Raw genomic sequence first — 17760 nt, 5'->3', positions numbered from 1 at the left:
ATTTCTCACGGTTGTCCCGTGTCATTGATTTTGTGGTGGCTTTTGAGCCATGGCCAGCGGCGTGTTGCGCACTTCGATGCTATCAGGCTTTTTGCGCGACCGAATAGCCTCGTCCATCGCAGCGGCGACATCGCTGTCGGAGAGCGGAGGAAAAAGCAAATATAGCAAATAGCCCAGGGCACGGAAATCTCCTGGCTGACTAAGGCAGACCACACGATCGGCTTCCCGTGCCAGGTCAGCAACTGTCTCCTGCGGTGAAAGAGGGACTGCCACGATGATTTGCCTCGGTGACCGTCGCTTGAGGGCAGGAAGCGAGTTAGCCCAAAAAGGCGACGAACACCTTGATGCGTATCAGCGCGGCATCGAGGTCCGTTGCCGGCTCTGCATTTCGGGCAGGGGTGAAACGGTTGATCCTGATCAAGGACATGGCGAGGAATGGCGTCAGATTTGCCAGTTGGCGGCTTTCCTTTGCATGACGTCAGAACGGAGCAATCGATAATGCACACTCGGACCGAACTGTTGTCTTTGGACATGCCGTTGTTGCCGATGGCGGAGAATGGCCAGAAATTCTTCCTCACTGCTGCATCCCTTCAGATGCACGCCTTCAAGGCGATGATGCGCTATAACGTCCAGGCGCTGGCGTTTCTGAAGCATCGTTGTGAACAGGACGCCAAACTGGCCGATGACTTGATCACGGGTACGCAGTTCAATGACGCCGTCGACACCTTCGCCGCTTTCCTGCAGAATGCGACATCGCAATACGTGACCGAAGCTGGCAAGGTCGCCACACTGACCTCCCGGCTTGCCTCCGAAACAGCCAGACAGATGCGCAAGGGCGCCAGGATCGCGATCGAGAATGCCGCGGCGAAGACAGTCGCGTAGACCGGCAATGCGGAGATCGTCAGACAACATGAACACCGTTTACAGGCATCGTCGTCTTAAGGCTTCCGTACTCGCACTGGTGTTACTCGGATATGTGCAGCCCGCCTCGGCCGACAGCGTGACGGAGCATGGCAAGGGGTTGGTGGAAGTCAATTGCGCCCGCTGCCACGCCATTGGAAAAACCGACGCGAGCAATCATCCTGACGCCCCGGCGTTCCGTACCTTGTCAAAGCGCTATCCGATCACTGATCTCGAGGAGGCCCTCGCCGAGGGGATTTCGACTGGCCACCCGGACATGCCTGAGTGGATCGCAAGCCCCGACCAGATCGAGGCAATCATCGCTTACATCAGCACCCTGCAGGAGCCGTGACCCACGCTTCAAATGCTGCAGGCGATCGAGCCTTGGTGCATCAGTCGTGCCAAGGAGGCGATCGATCTCGCGGCTGATTGCGAGCCGCAAACCCGGCGAAGCGACTAGGGCAACATCCGGTCGGCGGCATGGAAGAACGAGCGAGCATGCGCCACGATCTGGGCCTCCGTAGGATGATCGGCAGGCTCGACGCCGACGATACGATCGTTCAAGTGGCGGTCGCGTATATGTTTTGCCAGCTCGTCTTTTGCCGATCCCGGCCCTACGATTAGCCATTCCTTCGCCGGCTGCAGGGCTGTGACGATGTCGTGGTAGAAGGACTGGTCTTCCGGCGCACGCTTGCCATCGATGGTGCCTGCCTTGTTGTGGATTTGATGATGCGCAAGCGTGGTGGCAAGCTTCAGGCTTTCGGTTGTCTCGCGATTGAAGAAGAACACTTTGGCTTCGCGATGGTCCAGCCAGGCGACGGCATGTTGGGTCTGCATTCCGGAACATCCTTGCGTATATCGTTGAGGGGTAAATGCAATCATTCTCCGGAGTCACCGACGGCGTTAAGCCGGCTGCGACTCCAGGATTGCCAGGACAGACCCAGGTTCAATGACCGCACTCGCTGATGCGACAATGGTCGCGCGACCAGCTGCCGGCGCGACAATCTCGTGCAGTGCGTCCTCAACGCGAACTTCAGCTATGCGTTCTCCGGCCTTGATTGTGTCACCGCTGGCAATGAACCAGCGTTCCAGGATGCCCTCCGGCAACATGCTGGACGCCCATAGCGCTTCATCAACCTTGATATAGTGCATCGCGATTCTCCCTGTAGCGTCGAACGATATGCCCCTGCGCGGCGCAGTCCTTGATCACGATCAATCGGCCTATGACGCAGATGCCGCGATTGTACGGTGTTTGACGCGGGCCAAATTCTGGTTAGGCAGCCCGCTTAAGATGGCCGAGCATCGCCAAAGCGAGGCCATGAATCAGTTCAGGTGCCTATCGCCATGGACGTCGGAGCCGGTATGGGCGCTGCGATCGATCAATTGCGTTGCCCGCGACCGGCATATGATGGCGTCTGCGGTAGGAACCGTTATCGACATCGGTTCGACGCCGGCAATAGCGCCTGCGTGGCAGACGATTTCAGAAAATGATGCAGATCAAAGCGTACCACATCATTTGCGAAGATTTTGATGCGATGTGGGAACCAATCCTAAGTGCTCCCTTTGGTCGCGATCTCAAACTGGCCGTCATCGACGAAGACGGCGAGCACGCGCTTGTGTTTGCCTGCAGAAGGGAGAAGGAGGGCTGGAAGAATGCTGCCAGTGGTGCCCGTGTCGATATCCGACCGACCCATTGGCGCGACTGGGAAGGGACCGAAGTCAGGATTCGCAAACCTCTCGAGGACTCTCCTTAAGATCTGGATTCCACGATCAGCGCCATACGCACCAGGTGCGACAGGCTGCTCGCCGCCATTTTGCTCATCACATTGGCCCGGTGGATTTCGACCGTGCGCGGACTGATCCCCAGATCGTAGGCGATCGTCTTGTTGGGCAGACCGGAAACAAGCCCGTCCAGCACCTGGTGCTCGCGGTCTGACAAGGTCGACAGACGCTCGCGGATATCCGCAGACTGGGGATGCGCCGCGTTCGCCTCGTTCCGGTTGGCCAGTGCAGAGCGGATCGCCAGGATCAGCATCTCGTCGTCGAACGGCTTTTCGATGAAATCGGAAGCGCCTTCCTTCATGGCCTGAACGGCGAGCGCCACGTCGGCATGGCCGGTCATGACGATGACCGGAATCTTATGTCCACCTGTTCTGAGTTGCCGTAGCAATTCGATGCCGTCTATTCCCGGCATGCGCACGTCAGTAACGATGCAGCCGTCGAGATGGCCACTCGCTGCTGCGAGAAAAGCGGTCGCCGATTCATGCAGGCGCACGGCAAAGTCAGCCGTTGCCAGCAGAAAGCCAAGCGACTTGCGAACATCCACATCGTCGTCGACGACGTGGACCAGATCACTGTCGGCCATTTGTGACCTCATCCTTCTCAATGATGCGTAAGGTGAACCGAAAAGCGGTGCCACCCGTTGCCATTGCCTCGGCCCAGATGTGACCGCCGTGCGATTCAACGATGGTGCGGCAGATGGAGAGGCCGACACCCATACCCTGCTTCTTGGTGGTCACAAATGGCTGGAAGAGTTGCGCCGAAACCTCGGGCGCGAGCCCCGGACCGGTATCGATCACGCTCACTTCAGCCATGCCATCATCCCGGGCAACGGTTGTGATTTTCAATTCACGGCGCGGCGTTTCCTGCATGGCCTCCACCGCGTTGCGCATCAGATTGAGCAGAACCTGCTGAATCTGAATGCGGTCGGTCAACACCAGTTCCGCGGCAGGATCGAGCTTGTAGCTGACCTGGACATTGATCTCCCTTGCGCCGACCAAGGCGAGCGACGAGGCCTCCTCAATCAGCGCCGGCAGTCGTTCCACCTGACGCTCGCTTTCGCCCCTGGCAACAAAATCGCGCAGATGTCGAATGACATCACCTGCCCGCAGGGCCTGCTCGGCCGCCTTTTCCACGGCATCCCGCAGCATCGGCGCGTTCTTTTCCTCGCTATTCTCGAGAAGCCGTCGGCTGCCCTTCAGGTAGTTCGTGATGGCTGTCAGCGGTTGGTTGATCTCATGGGCAAGCGTCGATGCCATCTCGCCAAGCGCGGTAAACCGCGCCATGTGCAGAAGCTCCTGCTGCTGTTCCTGAATTCTTGCTTCCGCGCGATGACGTTCGGTCAGGTCGCGGCAAAAGCCGGTAAAGAAGCGTCCGGTTCCCGGGTGCATTTCGCCGACGGAAAGTTCCATCGGGAAAGTCGTGCCATCCTTGCGCGCCCCGGTCACGGTGCGGCCGAGCCCGATGATCCGGCGCTCTCCCGTCGTCAGGTACCGAAGCAGATAGGCATCGTGCTCTTCGCGATATGGCGCCGGCATCAGCATTTTGACATTCCGTCCGATGACCTCGCCTGACTGGTAACCGAACAGCGTTTCGGCAGCCGTGCTGAAGGACTGGATACTGCCTTGCTCGTCGATGACGACCATCGCATCGGGCACGGTCGCCAAGATTGAACGCAGATGATCTTCGCGCAACAGAAGCGCAGCATTCGCAAATGAGAGGTCGCTGACATCCGTGCCTTCAATGAAGATGGCGGTAATTCGCCCATCGTCGGCCTTGATCGGCTGATAGACAAAATCCAGGATGCGCTCTTCAATTGGCCCATCACTGCTGTTGCGGAAGCCGACCTTCACGCCTTTGCCGCTATAGGGCTGGCCGGTCATATACACACGGTCGAGCCGTTCGAGAAATTCGTGCCTCTCGAGTTCGGGAAAGGCCTCGCGCGCCGATTTTCCAATAACCTGCCGATCGCCAACGAGATGCTGGTAGGCGGCATTGGTCAGCACGAATACATGGTCAGGCTCACGTATCAGGGCCATAAATCCGGGAGCTTGCTCGAACATTTGCGACAACAGGGATTTCAGCGTCGTCCCGCCAGGTGTCAAACTGAATGCTTCGTCTTGGATCACCTGCGGTTCCTAGTCTCGAGACACATAAAGAAGGCCTAACTATCACTTCTTCGATCAGAGACAAAATGGATCGAGGCCGAAGTGTAGATGCAAAAGCAATTGGCCGGTTCTTTGACGCGCATCAAGGAAGCCAGCGCCAGTGAATGCAATTCATAGCGCGTCCAAATCGCTTGAGTGAAAGGCGCGTCCAATGTCCTATAAGTCCATAATAGCGAATCTCGCGGTCGACGCGCCCCCTGCTGCCATTGTGAAAGTAGGAATCGAACTCGCAGAGCGTTTTGGCGCCCATCTCATTGGTCTGGCGGCGGCGGATGTTCCGCCTCTGGTCGCGACAGGCGAAGGCATGGTCTACGAAGGCGAGGTCATGCAGATTCAGCGAACCGAAATCGAAAAGCGTATTGCCGAACTGCGTGCCGAGTTCGAAAGCCTGGTCCCGGCTTCGATCACAAGCGAATGGGGCCAAGCCGTCTGCAGCCCGACCCGGTTCCTCAGCGTTTTCGCCCGCGCAGCCGACCTTGTCGTGACCGGTGCGTCGGGAGACGACGTGTTTCGCGCCGCCGATGTTGGCAGCTTGGCGCTCGGCATCGGCCGGCCAGTCCTAGTCATCGGAAACAAGGTCGAACACCTTCGCGCTAACACGGTCCTGGTTGCCTGGAAAGATACCAGGGAAGCGCGCCGGGCGGTGGCGGATGCCTTGCCCTTTTTGGCCAAGGCCAATGAGGTTGTCGTCGCCACGATCGCCAGCAACGGCGACGACAGCGTTCGTGACAGCCTCGCCGATGTGGCGGTCTATCTCGAGCACCATGGCATTATGGCACAGACGGAACTGATCATCGGTGAAGTCGACGGCGAGCAGTTGTTGACATTCGCACGCTCGATCCATGCCGATATGATCGTCTCAGGCGCCTATGGCCATAGCCGCCTGCGCGAATGGGCGTTTGGTGGCGTCACCCGTACGCTGATTGAAGAGACCAGCATCAACCGTTTCCTGTCATATTGATGGAATCGAATATCGTGTCTCCGGGCATGGACCAGGAATCCGTCACGGCGGCCGCAAGTCCCTATTGGTCGATCACCAGCGATGAGCTCGTGAGACGCTTGGCGACGTCCGCCACGTCTGGGCTGGCAGGATCCGAGGCCGCCTCTCGGCTCGTCAGATACGGCGCAAATATGCCGGCGTTGAAGCCAGGCGCGTCGGCGCTTACCGTATTTGTTCGCCAGTTCCGCAGCCCACTCGTCCTGATCCTGATCTTCGCAGCCATCGTTTCGGCCTTCGTCGGCGAAGGTCAGGAGGCCGCAATCATCGGGGCGATCGTGCTGGCAAGTTGCGTTCTCAGCTTCACCCAGGAATATGGGGCGTCGCGAGCGACAGAGGCTCTTAAACAGCGTATCTCACGCAAGGCTATCGTGCTGCGCGATGGCCTCGAATCCTCCGTTTCTGCTGAAGAAATTGTGCCGGGCGATCTCATCCGGCTGTCGGCCGGAAACCTCATACCCGCCGATGGTATCATCCTCGAGGCGCTGGATTTCAACGTCAGCGAGGCGGTGCTGACCGGCGAAACCTTCCCCGTCTTGAAGGCGGCGGGGCGATCAGACCCCGATGCGCCCGTCGCCCAACGCAACAATGCGGTGTTTACCGGCACATCCGTGCGCAGCGGCACTGCAACCGTACTTGCGGCCGCGACCGGCGCCCACACCGAATTCGCCTCCATCGCAGCGGCATTGGAGCGACAAATCCCGGAAACGGGTTTTGCCCGGGGTATCAGATTGTTTGGCTATCTGATGACCGAGATCATGCTGGCGATCGTCATCATGGTGTTTTTTGCAAATCTGATGCTGCATCGTCCGCTGATTGAATCGCTGTTGTTTTCCCTGGCTCTCGCGGTCGGCCTCACCCCGGAGCTGCTCCCGGCCATTATCAGCGTAACGCTTGCTCGTGGCGCCCGCGCCATGGCTGCCAACGGCGTCATCGTGCGCCGCCTCGATGCCATCGAGAATCTCGGCAGCATGGATCTGCTGTGCACCGATAAGACAGGTACGCTGACGAAAGGTGTAATCCACCTCGATGGATGGTTCGATGTCGATGGTAATCCGTCTGAGGAGATCCTGCTTTGGGCTCGTCTCAACGCCACCCTACAGACCGGATTGAAGAATCCGCTCGATGAGGCCATTGCGGGGGGTGGGAGCGCTTCATTGGGTGCTTTCTCCAAGGTTGACGAACTGCCTTACGATTTCATTCGCAAGCGCCTCTCCGTTGTTGTGCGAAGCAAGGACGGTGGCGACCTCCTGATCACGAAAGGCGCGGTACAGAACGTCCTCGAAACCTGCAGCTTCGTCGGCACAGCGAAAGGCCTGGAACCTCTCGAAGACGCTCACCGCGCGGCGATCGACAAGATATTTCGGCGCTGGAGCGCGGAGGGATATCGCGTCCTGGGGATAGCGACGCGTCGATTTAAAGGCTGCGGTCCCTACAGCAGGAAGGATGAGGTCGATCTCGCTTTCGCCGGTTTTCTGCTTTTCCTCGACCCGCCCAAGGAAGGCGTAAAGAACACGCTTGCCGAACTCGCCCACCGGGGCATCGCGGTGAAGGTCATTACGGGCGACAATCGCTACGTTGCCGCCCATCTTGCCCAAGCTGTCGGCTTGCGCAGCGATCGGATCTTGACCGGGGAGGAGCTGTCGAAGCTGACTAAGAGCGCTCTCTTTGCCGGAGTGCAGGACACCGATCTCTTCGTCGAGATCGATCCCAACCAGAAAGAACGCATCATCCAGGCCTTACGGAGCAGAGGCCATGTCGTTGGCTATCTTGGCGACGGTATCAACGATGCGCCCGCGCTTCATGAGGCCGACATCGGTGTCTCCGTCGACAGCGCATGCGATGTCGCGCGCGAGGCGGCCGATATCATCCTCCTCAAGCAGGATCTCGGCGTACTGGTGCGGGGCGTCGACGACGGCCGCAAGACGTTCGCCAACACCATGAAATATATCTCGATCACCACCAGCGCCAATTTCGGCAACATGATCAGTATGGCCGTCGCTTCGCTGTTCCTGCCTTTCCTGCCGCTTCTGGCAAAGCAGATACTGCTCAACAATTTCCTTTCCGACGTTCCCTCACTCGCCATCGCCAGTGACAATGTCGATCAAGACCAACTGCGACGGCCTCGCCACTGGGACATCAGCTTCGTGCGGCGGTTCATGATCAGCTTTGGCCTTGTGAGCTCGTTGTTCGACTTCGCAACATTCGCCTTCCTGCTTTTGTTCGCTCACGCAACGGCGTCGACATTCCAGACCGCCTGGTTCGTCGAATCCTTGCTGACGGAGCTCGCCATTGTGCTCATCGTGCGCACACACGGAGCTTTCTGGGCGAGCCGCCCGAGCCCGTTGCTTGCCTGGCTCACGCTAGCCGTCGGAATTGTCGCGATCGCGATCCCTTATCTGCCGTTCGCGGCATGGTTCGGCTTCGTGCCTCTGCCGCTACCGGTGCTGGCCGGACTTGCCTCCATCACTGCGCTCTACCTATTGGCATCGGAGGCGACAAAGCGCTGGTTCTTTGATCGTGACCGGAGAGGGTACAAGTCGAGTTTGGCGACGCTTCGCAAAAACACGACAACGCTGGGGTCTCATTACTGATTGCCCGCACCTATGTGATCGTGGCGCGGCGATCGTGGCGCGGCGCCCCTCAGGAACCAGGAAATCGTGCTGAAGGGGGGCGAACATCACCTTTTCCGTGACGGACAAACAGACAGACGTCAAAGTACACGGCATTCGTCCTGACCTCTCCGAGAGGGCAGGGCATGATCCCCGCGGGCGGCTTCGGCCCCGCCGCGGGTGTCGTTGTTGCGGAGAGCGTGCTGGTCAAACATGACGAGCGCTATATACCCCAAGGACGTGGCCGAGAGCCTCAAGGACAGGGGCGTTTGGAAGGAGAGCAGAAACAACCAGCAGCTGGTGCTGATACGGCGCTTGTTTTTGTGGCCAGACGAGCAATAAAAAACGGATGCGCCCAGCGGACTTTTGCGCTGCTCCAGTGCCGTGGCAAGAAGACTACGAAACCAGGATCACGGAGACCGGATCTGCGCAAAACAGATTGTCTTCGACGAACCTGACGCCTGCGACATTTTCAGCGGCGACGATGGCTGCCTGGCGCTCGCGTTCGTCGAAAATGGCGCCGCTGAGTTTCGCCACGCCCTTGTCCACCATCACGTTGATGAGGGCTTTGCCGGCCCATTTCTGCTTCGCAAGCTCGGCAATGATGCTCTGTCGTATCCGTTGGTCATCGATCGCTGTGGGCCCGGCATCCGGAAGGAGGCTGAGCAATGCCCGCACAATATCAGAGCGGGTAATAATGCCGACGACTCTCCTACCTTTCACGATCGGGATGCGTTTAACGTGGTGGTGCATCATGAGATCGACGATCTCGGCGAGTGACGCGGCAGGAGATGCAGTGACGACGCTGTCGGACATCACCTCTTCGATCCGTCGACCATTGGCCCGGACATATTCGTCGGCGGCTTTCCCGGGGCTGACCAGAAGCTCCAGCCAGCGCGAGCGCTTCTGTTGCGTGCCCAGTTCTCCTCGCTGCAGGAAATCGCCTTCGCTGACAATCCCCACCAGCGTGCCATCGCCACTAATGACAGGGAGGCCGCTGATCTTTTTGGACAGCATCAGCCCGGCCACCTCGGCGATCGAGGCAGACGGGTCCGTGCAGATGACTGGCTTGCTCATTATGGCTTCGGCTTGCATGGTCGCTCTCCGGAGATATTCCCATTCCCCAGCTTCCTAGATGCCGCATGAGCGATGGGCCTTGATCTGAATCATTTTACCCTCGAGACAAATGACCCAAGCTGGGGCTGCAAATAACCGGGCGCGTGCCAGTCAACCAGCAATCGTGGTCTTGGCGACGTTCACGCCAAGTTCGTAGACAAGCAGTCCACCATAATAGGCCGTCGCCGTGACCAGAATTGCTCCGCCAATTTCGATCAGAGGAATAGCAATGGTCAGTAGCCGCAGTTCACGATTCCGCACCCAAAGGCCGAGCCTCACAAGGCCCCAGATCAGAAACGCGAACGCTGTGATGCCTCCCAGGCTCTCGTGGATCTCCGCTATGTCACTGCTGAAGCCGGCCGCTTCGGCATGATCGAGGGCAAGTCCGCCATAGAACCAGGTTCCAATGGCGAAAGCCCCGGCTGCGAGGGCGATAAAAGTCGAAATCGTCCCCGCGCCAGAACGCTTGGTTACCGTGTTGCCACGGGCGAGCGCCACAAGGTCGATTACTACCAGTGTGTAGATGAGGACAATGGGAAAATGCACGAGCATGGGATGAATATGCTGGACTGGAATCATGACAAGAAGATCTCCGGAGTGGCAAAGAGATGGCGCGGCGATAGAGTGGGCAGGTTTCGGCGATAGGGCAGTTGATCAGCGGGCGCTCGGCTCAATGGCAGGGCATAAGCTTTTCGATATCAGTCGCCGTCCCCCTGGCCGTCCTCGTCAGTGCTGCTGAAAACGGCTTTACTGGAAGCATAACTGTCGCCGCATTCGTGGTCATCGCCAACGCCCTTGATCGCCTTGGGACCGGTGGCATCCTGCATGGGAATGGCCTCCAGATCGATTGGGCCGGCAGGGGCAATTGAGGATGACGCTCCGCATGAACCTTCTTCAGATTCAGCGGCTGCCGGCAGGGCAAAGGTCGAGAAGCATCCGAGTGCTACGAGTAAGAACAGGGAATTACGCATGGTTTCGACATCCTTTTTTCTGCGCGGCCATGATTGGCCCCGAGGAGGCCCTGATAGGGAACCTTTGCTTGCTGGCAGCTGTGGATGGTTGACAGCAAATTGAAAGCTTCGACGTGCGACATGCCTCGCTCATGATGGTCAACCTAAAGCGCCTCGCAATGCTGGGCCTGGCCGGGCTTGTCCTGGCCCAGCCACTCGCCGCGCGCGCTGACGAGGATGACGACGGCGATCATGACAGGGCGCGGGACCTCTACGAACACGGAGAGATAAAGGGCCTTTCCAATATCCTCGATATTGTTCGCGCGCAGGCTCCAGGCGACATCGTCGCGGTTGACCTCATCCGCAAGGCCAACAAATGGGTCTACCGATTCCAAGTCGTCGGCGCTGATGGCCGGCGAAAGACTGTCGATGTTGACGCCGGTGCCGGTGTCATCATGCGCGAAGGGGAGGGGGACTGATGAAGATCCTCCTGGCCGAGGACGAGCCCCGTATCGCCGCCGATATCGCAATAGCCCTTAAGGCATCCGGTATGGCGGTCGACATCGTTCGCGATGGAGAGGCTGCCTGGTTCGCAGGCGATGTAGAGAACTACGATGCTGCGATCCTGGACCTCGGGTTGCCGAAGCTCGATGGTCTGACGGTCTTGAAGCGCTGGCGGGCCAATGAGCGCAGGTTTCCGGTTCTCATCCTGACCGCAAGAGGCACGTGGACCGAACGCGTGGACGGCATCAATTCCGGTGCTGACGACTACCTTCCCAAGCCTTTCGAGATGGAAGAACTGCTCGCCCGATTGCGGGCAATCCTGCGGCGCTCGGCCGGGCAGTCGGCCCCCATATTGAAGTCCGGGCTGTTGCTTCTGGACACGCGCCAGATGCGTATCTCGCTCCGTGGCGTTCCCGTTTCCCTGTCGCCGCTGGAGTACCGGCTCCTGGCATTTCTGATGCACCATGCCGGCCGAGTGGTGGCGCCGACCGAACTTGCTGAGCATCTCTACGATTCAGGGAACGACCGCGATCCGAACACGATCGAGGTGATCGTCGCGCGCTTGCGTCGCAAGCTTGGGAGTGGCGTCATCGAAACGCGGCGCGGCTTCGGGTATCTGATGCCCGATGATCCTGCCTGATGGGCAACTCGATCCGCTTCAGGCTGTGGCTGGCGGCAACGATCTCGATTCTTGTCGCGCTCGCCATAGCCGGCGCCGGCTTGCGCTATTTGTTCGAACTTCACGTCGAGCGGCGCGTTGTGGGCGAGCTGACGGTCGACCTCAATGAGTTGATCGGCGCAACGAGCTTCACAAGCGACGGTCACTTGGTGGTGGCCCCGGTGCTCACCGACCCGCGCTTCGCCAATCCGCTGTCCGGTTACTACTGGCAGGTCGAAGACGTCGCCACCGGCGGTCTCGAGCGCTCGCGATCTTTGTGGGACGCCAAGCTGGTCCTGCCTGCCCGCAGCGCAAGTGGCGAGATGCGAACGGTAGAGGAGTTCACGGGTCCTGGCGGAGAACTCAGCATTGCGGTCGAGCGTACAATCATCGACGCTGGAGGTCGGTCCTTTCGCGCCATCGTGGCGGAAGACCATCGCACCGTTGAGATATCTGTAAGCGAATATGTTCGTGACCTCGCTCCGGCTCTCTTGATGCTCGCCGCAGTTCTCATGGCCGCGTTTTTCATCCAGATCACGATCGGTCTCGCACCTCTGGAGACCTTGCGGGCCGCCGTCGGAAGCGTGATTGCGCAGCGAACGACACGGCTCGATGTGGTGGCACCGAGCGAAGTGCAGCCGCTCGCTGACGAAATCAATCGTCTTCTCAATGCCCAGGAGAAGGCTCTTGCTCGGGCCCGTTCGCGCGCCACCGATCTGGCGCACGGCCTCAAGACGCCGCTCCAGGTCCTGTCGGCTGACATCCGTGCCTTGCGCAAGAAAGGCGAGACGGAACTGGCCGACGAGATTGAGAAGAGCGCAGGAGCTATCCGGCGCCATGTCGAGCGGGAGCTCGCGCGCGCCCGCCTCGCGCCCGGCGTTTCCGGCGAGGCATCCTGCCGGGTATCGGAGGTCGCGGCCGGCGTCATTGCCGTCGTCAAGCGTACGCCAACTGGCAGGCAGCTTTCGTTCAAGATGGATGTCGCGGAGGAACTGACTGCGCCAATCGACGAAGGCGACCTGTCTGAAATTTTGGGCAATTTGATCGAGAACGCGGCACGCTACGCGAAATCGTCGATCCGCATCGATGCATCGGCCACAACCGCCGAGGTGATCGTCACCGTCACCGATGATGGCCCGGGTATACCGGATGCCGATCGGGAAACCGCTCTGTTCCGTGGTGTCCAGCTCGACAGCAAGGGCGGCAGCAGCGGTCTTGGCCTGGCCATCGTTTCCGACATCGTCGAAGCCTATGGGGGACGCCTTGCCATGGCTAACGCCGATCCGGGCCTGGCGGTGACCATTTCCTTGCCGCGGCATATTTGAGCGTGCTTCAGGCAAAACCCGGGAAGTAGTCGACCTTTATCTTCGAGCGGCGAACGCCCATGACCAGCAGTTTCTTACGCAGCGCCTTGACCATCGCCTGCGGGCCGGAAATGTAGAAAGTTCGCTCGAGGTAGTCGGGTATGACCAGACGTATCAGGCGCTCGTCGATGTTGCCGGGATACTGGCTGCGCTCAGCACCTTTCGCCACAGCATGGATCGTCTTGATTCCCAGTTCCTGCTTGGCGGCGTCAAGCACATCGCGATATGCGATGTCCTGCTGGCCTTGGGTTCCGTAGAGGATGACGATCGGTCGCTGCTCTTTACGGTCGATGAGATATTGCAGCATCGAGCGGAACGGCGTGATGCCGATCCCTCCGGCCAGGAACGCGATCTTGGTTTCACGCCGGGCCGGCAGCGTGAAATTGCCGGCCAGTTGCGCGGCGTGGATCGTGCTGCCTGGCTTCATCGTCATCAATTCGCGCTTGAAGGCGCTCGATTGCGGATAGAACTTGACGCCGAGGCGGACTGTTTCCTCCGTCGGAGCCGAGGCGACCGTGAAATAGCGGCGGTTGCCGCGATTGTCGGCGCGATCGAGGCCAAGCGTCCATTCGAGATACTGGCCGGCCTCGAAGGCGAGCTTGCGCGGCGACCGGAATACGAAGTCAAAGCTGTCGACGGCCGACTGCTCGATGCCTTCAAGAGTCAACACGAAGCGTCCTTTGGGGCCTGCCGCATAGGCAAACAGGTTGCCGGCAATCAATGCCAATTCCGGCGTGAAATAGAACGAGCCGATATGGATGTTGGGAGCAAACAGAAAGCCGACGATGGCGGCAAAGGCGATACGCGGCCAACGCATCGTCGGCGCGGTCAGCGGCTCGGTCAGCATCACGAAGGCAAAGAACAGAAGAGGCGACGAACCCAGTGTCTCGGCGAGCGCGGTCCAGTATTGCGATGGATCGCTGGTTGCCAGAATGGTGGCCAGCGCCACGACAACAAAGGTCGAGACAAGATCAAGCCGGCGCAGTTTGCGGACAATGAGCATGCCGCCGAAGAGCACGAGCGGCAGCAGCGGCAGATTGCCACCAACCCACCAGGTGGCTGGTTGGTCGAGCAGCAGCGCGGACAGCGCCACGCCCAGCGCAGCCGGATTGAAAAGATGCTTCCGGCCGATGGCGAGAATGAACTTGGATGATATCGCCCAGATGGACGCGAATGCCACCGCCGCGATCCCCTTGATGTCCGTGACCGCAACCGGATCGAGGATAAGCGCCAGGATGAGCGCGGTGATGTAGACGGACTCGTTATTGGCCGGGACTGCAAATATCCGCGCAAAAACCTTGTTGGTAATCCAGTAGGCCGCCAGCGCCAAAGCCGTCGTGAAGCCGAGTGCAAGCGGGTCATGTGGCACCAGCTTGACGAAGCCGAGCACGAACGCCGCGCTGACCAGTGCGATCAGACAGTAGAGGACCAGCCGATACATGGTCAGGTGATCGAGAAATCGGTCGATGGCTTTGATCATGGCTGGCAAAGGGCTCCGAACCCGGTTGTCGGCGTGGCGCGGCCATTGACGTCGATAAGATAGCCTTCCAGGCCTGCCGTCTGCTCGATAAAGAGAATGCCGTCGCGGCCCATGGCGAAGGCAGCGGTGGCGAACCGGTCGGCGTCGAGCACGTCGGCGCCGATGACGGTCAGGCTGACGATGTCCTGGATTGGGCCACCACTTCCGTGCGGGTTGTAGATGTGTTGATCCCGGACATAGGTTCCGGAGGTCGCCACACCGCGACGGCGGGGATAGACGACCTTTACGATCTCGTCCGCGTTGAAGGGATTGCGGATGCCGACGCTCCAGTCTTGGCCCCGGGCATTCTTGCCGCAGGACTGGATATCGCCGCCCGCTTCGATGAAGAAATCGCTGATGCCGGCCCGTTGAACGATGCCTGCCGCATTGCGGATTGCCCAGCCCTTGACGATGCCGGAAGGATCGAGCGATCCGTCGGGCTTGCGAATATCGAAGTATCCGTCCGTCTCGTCTCTCGTCTGTCTGGCGAGAGCGAGCACTTCCATCATCTCGCCGCTCCAATCGGCGACCGGAACGTCGCCACGGTTGATGGCCGCGATCTCGCTGTCAGCCCGGTATGTACTGAAACGCCGGTCGATATGCTCGAAATAGCCGAAGACCGTGTCGATCAACTCACCGGTCGACGCGCCACCGATGTCGACCGTTATGGGCATGCCCATCAAAATGCGCGTTTCACGCATGGACCTACGACGACGCTTTCTTCAACGCGCCGCGCAGCGACTGGATGAAAGCCCTGCTGGTTAGCGTCGCGCCCGAAATAATGTCGACATTGGCGCTTTGGGCGCTGATCGCTTCGTCGCGCAGCATGGGCAGAGCTTGCCTGTTGATGTTGATGGAGGTGCGGCGGTCGGATGGGTATTTCAGCACTTTCAGCGAGGTAAGCTGCCCGCCCTGTACTAGGGCCTGAATCTGGATGAGGCCGTAGTAGGCATCGGCCGTGGGGCCGGTGTAGACGCCGTCGGCATAGATCTTCATGCCCACTCGGATGACACGTGCCGGCGCATCCCGATATGCTGGCCTCGGCTGCGGGACTGGTATGTAGACGGCGGGAGTTACGGCGAATGAAGGTACCGATGGCGCAGGATCGGAGGCGGCCGGAGCCAGTGCCTGCTCCAGTGGCGCTCGCGACGGTTGTGGTGCCACCTGAACCACTGTTTGCTTGACCGGATCATTTGGCCATTCGGCGGGCGTTGCTATGCCAGCCGTCGTCTCCGGGGCAACCGGGAACCTTGTTCTGAACCGGGGCTCGAGGGGCGCCGGCAAGGTCCGAAGCAGCGGCAAAGTCGCAAAGGGTGCTGGCTCTTTTGGCTGCGCTGAAGGCGCTTCGGCTGCGTCGGCCGGCAGCCCTTCGCCGAGCATATCGTTTGCAGGATCCTTGCCGGCCTGATCCCAGACATAAGCGCCCGAGGCGGCGATCACGAAAAGTGACAAGGCAATCTGTTTCATCGGATGTGTTTCCACGTTGAATCTCGCAGGGCGGGCTATCCGGTCCGCTTGGAAGGCAATATCCCACGACCAAGCTGACAACTGGCTGTCAGCCTAGGCCGAGCTGCGAGGTGCCGTTAAACCTCATGGTGGGGACGGCAAATTGATTTGTCCTGGATCAACATGGTCGCATAAGCAGCGAGGTAGAAAGGTTCTCAAGCGAGGTAGCTACCTATGACTGTTGCCAACGAGCCGGCGAGATACACCGGAATCCAGATAGTGCTGCATTGGACAATCGCGGTGCTAGTCGTCCTGCAGCTTGTAATCGGCGAGGACATCAAGCCGGCTTACCGGGCGTTCTCACGCGGCGCCGGGCCTGCGGCTGGCGACGTCTTCAACGCGAACATTCATGTCTATGTCGGTCTGGCCGTTCTGGTGCTGGCGATCTGGCGGCTCGCGGTCCGTCTACGGCATGGCGTGCCTGCGGCGCCGCCCGAAGAAAGCGTCCTGTTGAAGCGGATTGCCGCAGCCGCCCATTTCCTGCTGTATCTTTTCATTTTCGGGATGCCGATTACCGGGGCACTGGCATGGTACTTCAGCTTTGGAGCGATGGGGGAGATTCATGAACTCGCCAAGCCGGTGATCATCATTGTCGTCGGCCTCCATGCCGCAGCAGCGCTGTGGCAACATTTCTATGTGAAATCGGATGTGCTGGTCAGGATGCTGCGACCTGCCGGACGGCGCGCGCCGTGATTTCATGAGCCGGCTGCACAATGAAAACCACCTTATATCCCGCGTCGGCTGGTTGCGCGCCGCAGTGCTCGGCGCCAATGACGGCATTGTGTCGACGGCTAGCCTCATCGTTGGCGTGGCGGCGGCCGATGCCGCGGCCTCCAATGTTCTGGTTGCCGGCGTAGCCGGACTGGTCGCCGGCGCGATGTCGATGGCGGCCGGCGAGTATGTCTCGGTCAGTTCGCAGTCCGATACCGAACAAGCCGACCTTGCGCGTGAGAAAGGGGAACTGTCGACGCAGCCAGATTTCGAGCGACAGGAGCTTGCGGAGATCTATGTCAAACGTGGGTTGGAGCCAACGCTTGCCTTTCAGGTCGCCGACCAATTGATGGCGAAGGACGCGCTTGGCGCCCACGCTCGTGACGAACTCGGTATTTCAGAGGTGACGACGGCTAGACCGATCCAAGCTGCGCTGTCGTCTGCGGCTGCATTTTCGGTTGGCGCGGCCATGCCATTGGCGATGGCACTTGTTTCGCCGGCCGCCTGGCTTGCCGCAACGGTGTCTGTTGCCTCGCTCTTGTTCCTGGCAGTGCTGGGTGCCATTGGGGCCAAGGCCGGCGGCGCCAATGTGCTGAGGGCAACAGTCCGTGTCACATTCTGGGGTGCGTTTGCCATGGCGCTGACGGCCGGCATCGGTGCCGTCGTTGGTACTGCCGCCATCTGAGCCAGTGTGCGATTCTAGATTTCATCGACGGCGCGAGCCGAGACCCTCAAGGTCCAGCCATCTGTCGGTGCCAAGCGGCATGGACCCGTCTCGGCACACTGCATACCGGCGGCTGTTCGAACGGGTAGTGTGCTGAGAGTTCTGCAAATTCGCTGAGAGAGGGCGGTCTAGCCGCCGCGTCTCTTTGTAAGTCTCTGATACTTATTGAGAAATTTGGTAGCGGGAGACCGCTGCATCGTAAAACCCACTATTGAAGAAGCGCTTTTTCGCTATCGGCGGCGATCAGTCGGG

The 17760-nt window shown here is 59.6% G+C and carries 21 protein-coding genes; 10 read left to right on the top strand and 11 right to left on the bottom strand.

The window, feature by feature from the left end:
- Positions 1–21: 21 nt before the first annotated feature.
- Positions 22–273: a hypothetical protein gene (locus tag LB577_RS24080; RefSeq protein WP_224689175.1), complete on the bottom strand. Its 252-nt coding sequence runs from the start codon at positions 271–273 to the stop codon at positions 22–24.
- Between the two features lie 225 nt (positions 274–498).
- Here LB577_RS24080 and LB577_RS24075 point away from each other — a divergent pair, with 225 nt between their 5' ends.
- Together LB577_RS24075 and LB577_RS24070 are read left to right on the top strand one after the other, a co-directional pair.
- Positions 499–882, top strand: a complete 384-nt coding sequence (locus LB577_RS24075) for a phasin family protein (RefSeq protein ID WP_224689173.1) — start codon at positions 499–501, stop codon at positions 880–882.
- 28 nt (positions 883–910) lie between these two features.
- A complete protein-coding gene (locus LB577_RS24070; protein ID WP_224689172.1) occupies positions 911–1252 on the top strand; it encodes a c-type cytochrome in 342 nt (113 codons plus the stop codon).
- Between the two features lie 104 nt (positions 1253–1356).
- Here the strand turns inward: LB577_RS24070 and LB577_RS24065 are convergent, their stop codons facing one another.
- Positions 1357–1782 carry a translational machinery protein gene (locus tag LB577_RS24065; protein WP_156937936.1) on the bottom strand — a complete coding sequence of 142 codons (426 nt, stop codon included), beginning with the start codon at positions 1780–1782 and terminating at the stop codon, positions 1357–1359.
- A 21-nt stretch (positions 1783–1803) separates the two neighbouring features.
- The gene (locus LB577_RS24060) at positions 1804–2052 is read right to left on the bottom strand and encodes a lipoyl domain-containing protein (RefSeq protein WP_023765262.1); all 249 of its coding nucleotides are present in this window, start codon (positions 2050–2052) and stop codon (positions 1804–1806) included.
- 335 nt (positions 2053–2387) lie between these two features.
- Between LB577_RS24060 and LB577_RS24055 the strand changes: the two genes are divergently transcribed.
- Positions 2388–2654: a hypothetical protein gene (locus tag LB577_RS24055; RefSeq protein ID WP_318013555.1), complete on the top strand. Its 267-nt coding sequence runs from the start codon at positions 2388–2390 to the stop codon at positions 2652–2654.
- On the opposite strand, the gene fixJ is transcribed toward LB577_RS24055, so the two are convergent.
- Positions 2651–3265 carry a response regulator FixJ gene (fixJ, locus tag LB577_RS24050; protein ID WP_023765264.1) on the bottom strand — a complete coding sequence of 205 codons (615 nt, stop codon included), beginning with the start codon at positions 3263–3265 and terminating at the stop codon, positions 2651–2653. The two genes, LB577_RS24055 and fixJ, sit on opposite strands and share 4 nt — an antisense overlap.
- Complete coding sequence (locus LB577_RS24045) at positions 3252–4808, bottom strand: PAS domain-containing sensor histidine kinase (RefSeq protein ID WP_023779511.1); 1557 nt, start codon at positions 4806–4808, stop codon at positions 3252–3254. Before LB577_RS24045 ends, fixJ begins: the two co-directional genes overlap by 14 nt.
- A gap of 190 nt (positions 4809–4998) precedes the next feature.
- Here LB577_RS24045 and LB577_RS24040 point away from each other — a divergent pair, with 190 nt between their 5' ends.
- Both LB577_RS24040 and mgtA read left to right on the top strand, forming a co-directional pair.
- Positions 4999–5808 carry a universal stress protein gene (locus LB577_RS24040; protein ID WP_224689171.1) on the top strand — a complete coding sequence of 270 codons (810 nt, stop codon included), beginning with the start codon at positions 4999–5001 and terminating at the stop codon, positions 5806–5808.
- Entirely contained in the window at positions 5808–8438 is a 2631-nt protein-coding gene (mgtA, locus tag LB577_RS24035; RefSeq protein ID WP_224689170.1) for a magnesium-translocating P-type ATPase, read from the top strand. The genes LB577_RS24040 and mgtA overlap by 1 nt, the downstream gene beginning before the upstream one ends.
- A gap of 414 nt (positions 8439–8852) precedes the next feature.
- Here the strand turns inward: mgtA and LB577_RS24030 are convergent, their stop codons facing one another.
- The 3 genes from LB577_RS24030 to LB577_RS24020 all read right to left on the bottom strand — a co-directional run bounded on the left by LB577_RS24030 (position 8853) and on the right by LB577_RS24020 (position 10543).
- On the bottom strand, positions 8853–9551 hold the full coding sequence (locus LB577_RS24030; RefSeq protein ID WP_224689168.1) for a CBS domain-containing protein: 699 nt from the start codon (positions 9549–9551) through the stop codon (positions 8853–8855).
- A gap of 132 nt (positions 9552–9683) precedes the next feature.
- Complete coding sequence (locus LB577_RS24025) at positions 9684–10151, bottom strand: DUF2231 domain-containing protein (protein WP_023765270.1); 468 nt, start codon at positions 10149–10151, stop codon at positions 9684–9686.
- A gap of 119 nt (positions 10152–10270) precedes the next feature.
- Positions 10271–10543, bottom strand: coding sequence for a hypothetical protein (locus tag LB577_RS24020; protein ID WP_224689167.1), 273 nt, complete (start codon positions 10541–10543; stop codon positions 10271–10273).
- A 131-nt stretch (positions 10544–10674) separates the two neighbouring features.
- Here LB577_RS24020 and LB577_RS24015 point away from each other — a divergent pair, with 131 nt between their 5' ends.
- From LB577_RS24015 to LB577_RS24005, 3 genes are read left to right on the top strand one after another with little or no spacing between them, the layout of a single operon-like run.
- Positions 10675–11001: a PepSY domain-containing protein gene (locus LB577_RS24015; protein ID WP_031257651.1), complete on the top strand. Its 327-nt coding sequence runs from the start codon at positions 10675–10677 to the stop codon at positions 10999–11001.
- Positions 11001–11666 (top strand): response regulator transcription factor, encoded by a 666-nt coding sequence (locus LB577_RS24010; RefSeq protein ID WP_023765273.1) that lies wholly within the window; start codon positions 11001–11003, stop codon positions 11664–11666. The genes LB577_RS24015 and LB577_RS24010 overlap by 1 nt, the downstream gene beginning before the upstream one ends.
- Entirely contained in the window at positions 11666–13009 is a 1344-nt protein-coding gene (locus LB577_RS24005) for a sensor histidine kinase (RefSeq protein ID WP_224689162.1), read from the top strand. The genes LB577_RS24010 and LB577_RS24005 overlap by 1 nt, the downstream gene beginning before the upstream one ends.
- 7 nt (positions 13010–13016) lie before the next feature.
- On the opposite strand, the gene LB577_RS24000 is transcribed toward LB577_RS24005, so the two are convergent.
- From LB577_RS24000 to LB577_RS23990, 3 genes are read right to left on the bottom strand one after another with little or no spacing between them, the layout of a single operon-like run.
- On the bottom strand, positions 13017–14528 hold the full coding sequence (locus LB577_RS24000) for an RnfABCDGE type electron transport complex subunit D (protein WP_224689157.1): 1512 nt from the start codon (positions 14526–14528) through the stop codon (positions 13017–13019).
- Positions 14525–15247, bottom strand: a complete 723-nt coding sequence (locus LB577_RS23995) for an FAD:protein FMN transferase (protein WP_224689155.1) — start codon at positions 15245–15247, stop codon at positions 14525–14527. Before LB577_RS23995 ends, LB577_RS24000 begins: the two co-directional genes overlap by 4 nt.
- A gap of 25 nt (positions 15248–15272) precedes the next feature.
- Complete coding sequence (locus LB577_RS23990; protein WP_224689141.1) at positions 15273–16034, bottom strand: FMN-binding protein; 762 nt, start codon at positions 16032–16034, stop codon at positions 15273–15275.
- 213 nt (positions 16035–16247) lie between these two features.
- On the opposite strand from LB577_RS23990, the gene LB577_RS23985 reads away from it, so the two are divergent.
- Together LB577_RS23985 and LB577_RS23980 are read left to right on the top strand one after the other, a co-directional pair.
- The gene (locus LB577_RS23985; protein ID WP_224689128.1) at positions 16248–16766 is read left to right on the top strand and encodes a cytochrome b; all 519 of its coding nucleotides are present in this window, start codon (positions 16248–16250) and stop codon (positions 16764–16766) included.
- A gap of 4 nt (positions 16767–16770) precedes the next feature.
- Positions 16771–17469, top strand: a complete 699-nt coding sequence (locus tag LB577_RS23980) for a VIT family protein (RefSeq protein ID WP_224689126.1) — start codon at positions 16771–16773, stop codon at positions 17467–17469.
- Positions 17470–17760 lie beyond the last annotated feature (291 nt).

The organism is Mesorhizobium sp. B283B1A (assembly GCF_020165735.1).
Lineage (GTDB): Bacteria > Pseudomonadota > Alphaproteobacteria > Rhizobiales > Rhizobiaceae > Mesorhizobium > Mesorhizobium opportunistum.
Note: the sequence above shows the minus strand (reverse complement) of the source record. Positions and strands in the feature narration are given on the sequence as shown.

What these genes read in the sequence shown, in the direction of transcription:
- LB577_RS24075 (WP_224689173.1), top strand. Translation starts at nt 499, where the DNA reads ATGCACACTCGGACCGAACTGTTGTCTTTGGACATGCCGTTGTTGCCG.
- LB577_RS24070 (WP_224689172.1), top strand. Translation starts at nt 911, where the DNA reads ATGAACACCGTTTACAGGCATCGTCGTCTTAAGGCTTCCGTACTCGCA.
- LB577_RS24065 (WP_156937936.1), bottom strand. Translation starts at nt 1,782, where the DNA reads ATGATTGCATTTACCCCTCAACGATATACGCAAGGATGTTCCGGAATG.
- LB577_RS24060 (WP_023765262.1), bottom strand. Translation starts at nt 2,052, where the DNA reads ATGCACTATATCAAGGTTGATGAAGCGCTATGGGCGTCCAGCATGTTG.
- LB577_RS24055 (WP_318013555.1), top strand. Translation starts at nt 2,388, where the DNA reads ATGATGCAGATCAAAGCGTACCACATCATTTGCGAAGATTTTGATGCG.
- fixJ (WP_023765264.1), bottom strand. Translation starts at nt 3,265, where the DNA reads ATGGCCGACAGTGATCTGGTCCACGTCGTCGACGACGATGTGGATGTT.
- LB577_RS24040 (WP_224689171.1), top strand. Translation starts at nt 4,999, where the DNA reads ATGTCCTATAAGTCCATAATAGCGAATCTCGCGGTCGACGCGCCCCCT.
- mgtA (WP_224689170.1), top strand. Translation starts at nt 5,808, where the DNA reads ATGGAATCGAATATCGTGTCTCCGGGCATGGACCAGGAATCCGTCACG.
- LB577_RS24030 (WP_224689168.1), bottom strand. Translation starts at nt 9,551, where the DNA reads ATGCAAGCCGAAGCCATAATGAGCAAGCCAGTCATCTGCACGGACCCG.
- LB577_RS24025 (WP_023765270.1), bottom strand. Translation starts at nt 10,151, where the DNA reads ATGATTCCAGTCCAGCATATTCATCCCATGCTCGTGCATTTTCCCATT.
- LB577_RS24020 (WP_224689167.1), bottom strand. Translation starts at nt 10,543, where the DNA reads ATGCGTAATTCCCTGTTCTTACTCGTAGCACTCGGATGCTTCTCGACC.
- LB577_RS24015 (WP_031257651.1), top strand. Translation starts at nt 10,675, where the DNA reads ATGATGGTCAACCTAAAGCGCCTCGCAATGCTGGGCCTGGCCGGGCTT.
- LB577_RS24010 (WP_023765273.1), top strand. Translation starts at nt 11,001, where the DNA reads ATGAAGATCCTCCTGGCCGAGGACGAGCCCCGTATCGCCGCCGATATC.
- LB577_RS24005 (WP_224689162.1), top strand. Translation starts at nt 11,666, where the DNA reads ATGGGCAACTCGATCCGCTTCAGGCTGTGGCTGGCGGCAACGATCTCG.
- LB577_RS24000 (WP_224689157.1), bottom strand. Translation starts at nt 14,528, where the DNA reads ATGATCAAAGCCATCGACCGATTTCTCGATCACCTGACCATGTATCGG.
- LB577_RS23995 (WP_224689155.1), bottom strand. Translation starts at nt 15,247, where the DNA reads ATGGGCATGCCCATAACGGTCGACATCGGTGGCGCGTCGACCGGTGAG.
- LB577_RS23990 (WP_224689141.1), bottom strand. Translation starts at nt 16,034, where the DNA reads ATGAAACAGATTGCCTTGTCACTTTTCGTGATCGCCGCCTCGGGCGCT.
- LB577_RS23985 (WP_224689128.1), top strand. Translation starts at nt 16,248, where the DNA reads ATGACTGTTGCCAACGAGCCGGCGAGATACACCGGAATCCAGATAGTG.
- LB577_RS23980 (WP_224689126.1), top strand. Translation starts at nt 16,771, where the DNA reads ATGAGCCGGCTGCACAATGAAAACCACCTTATATCCCGCGTCGGCTGG.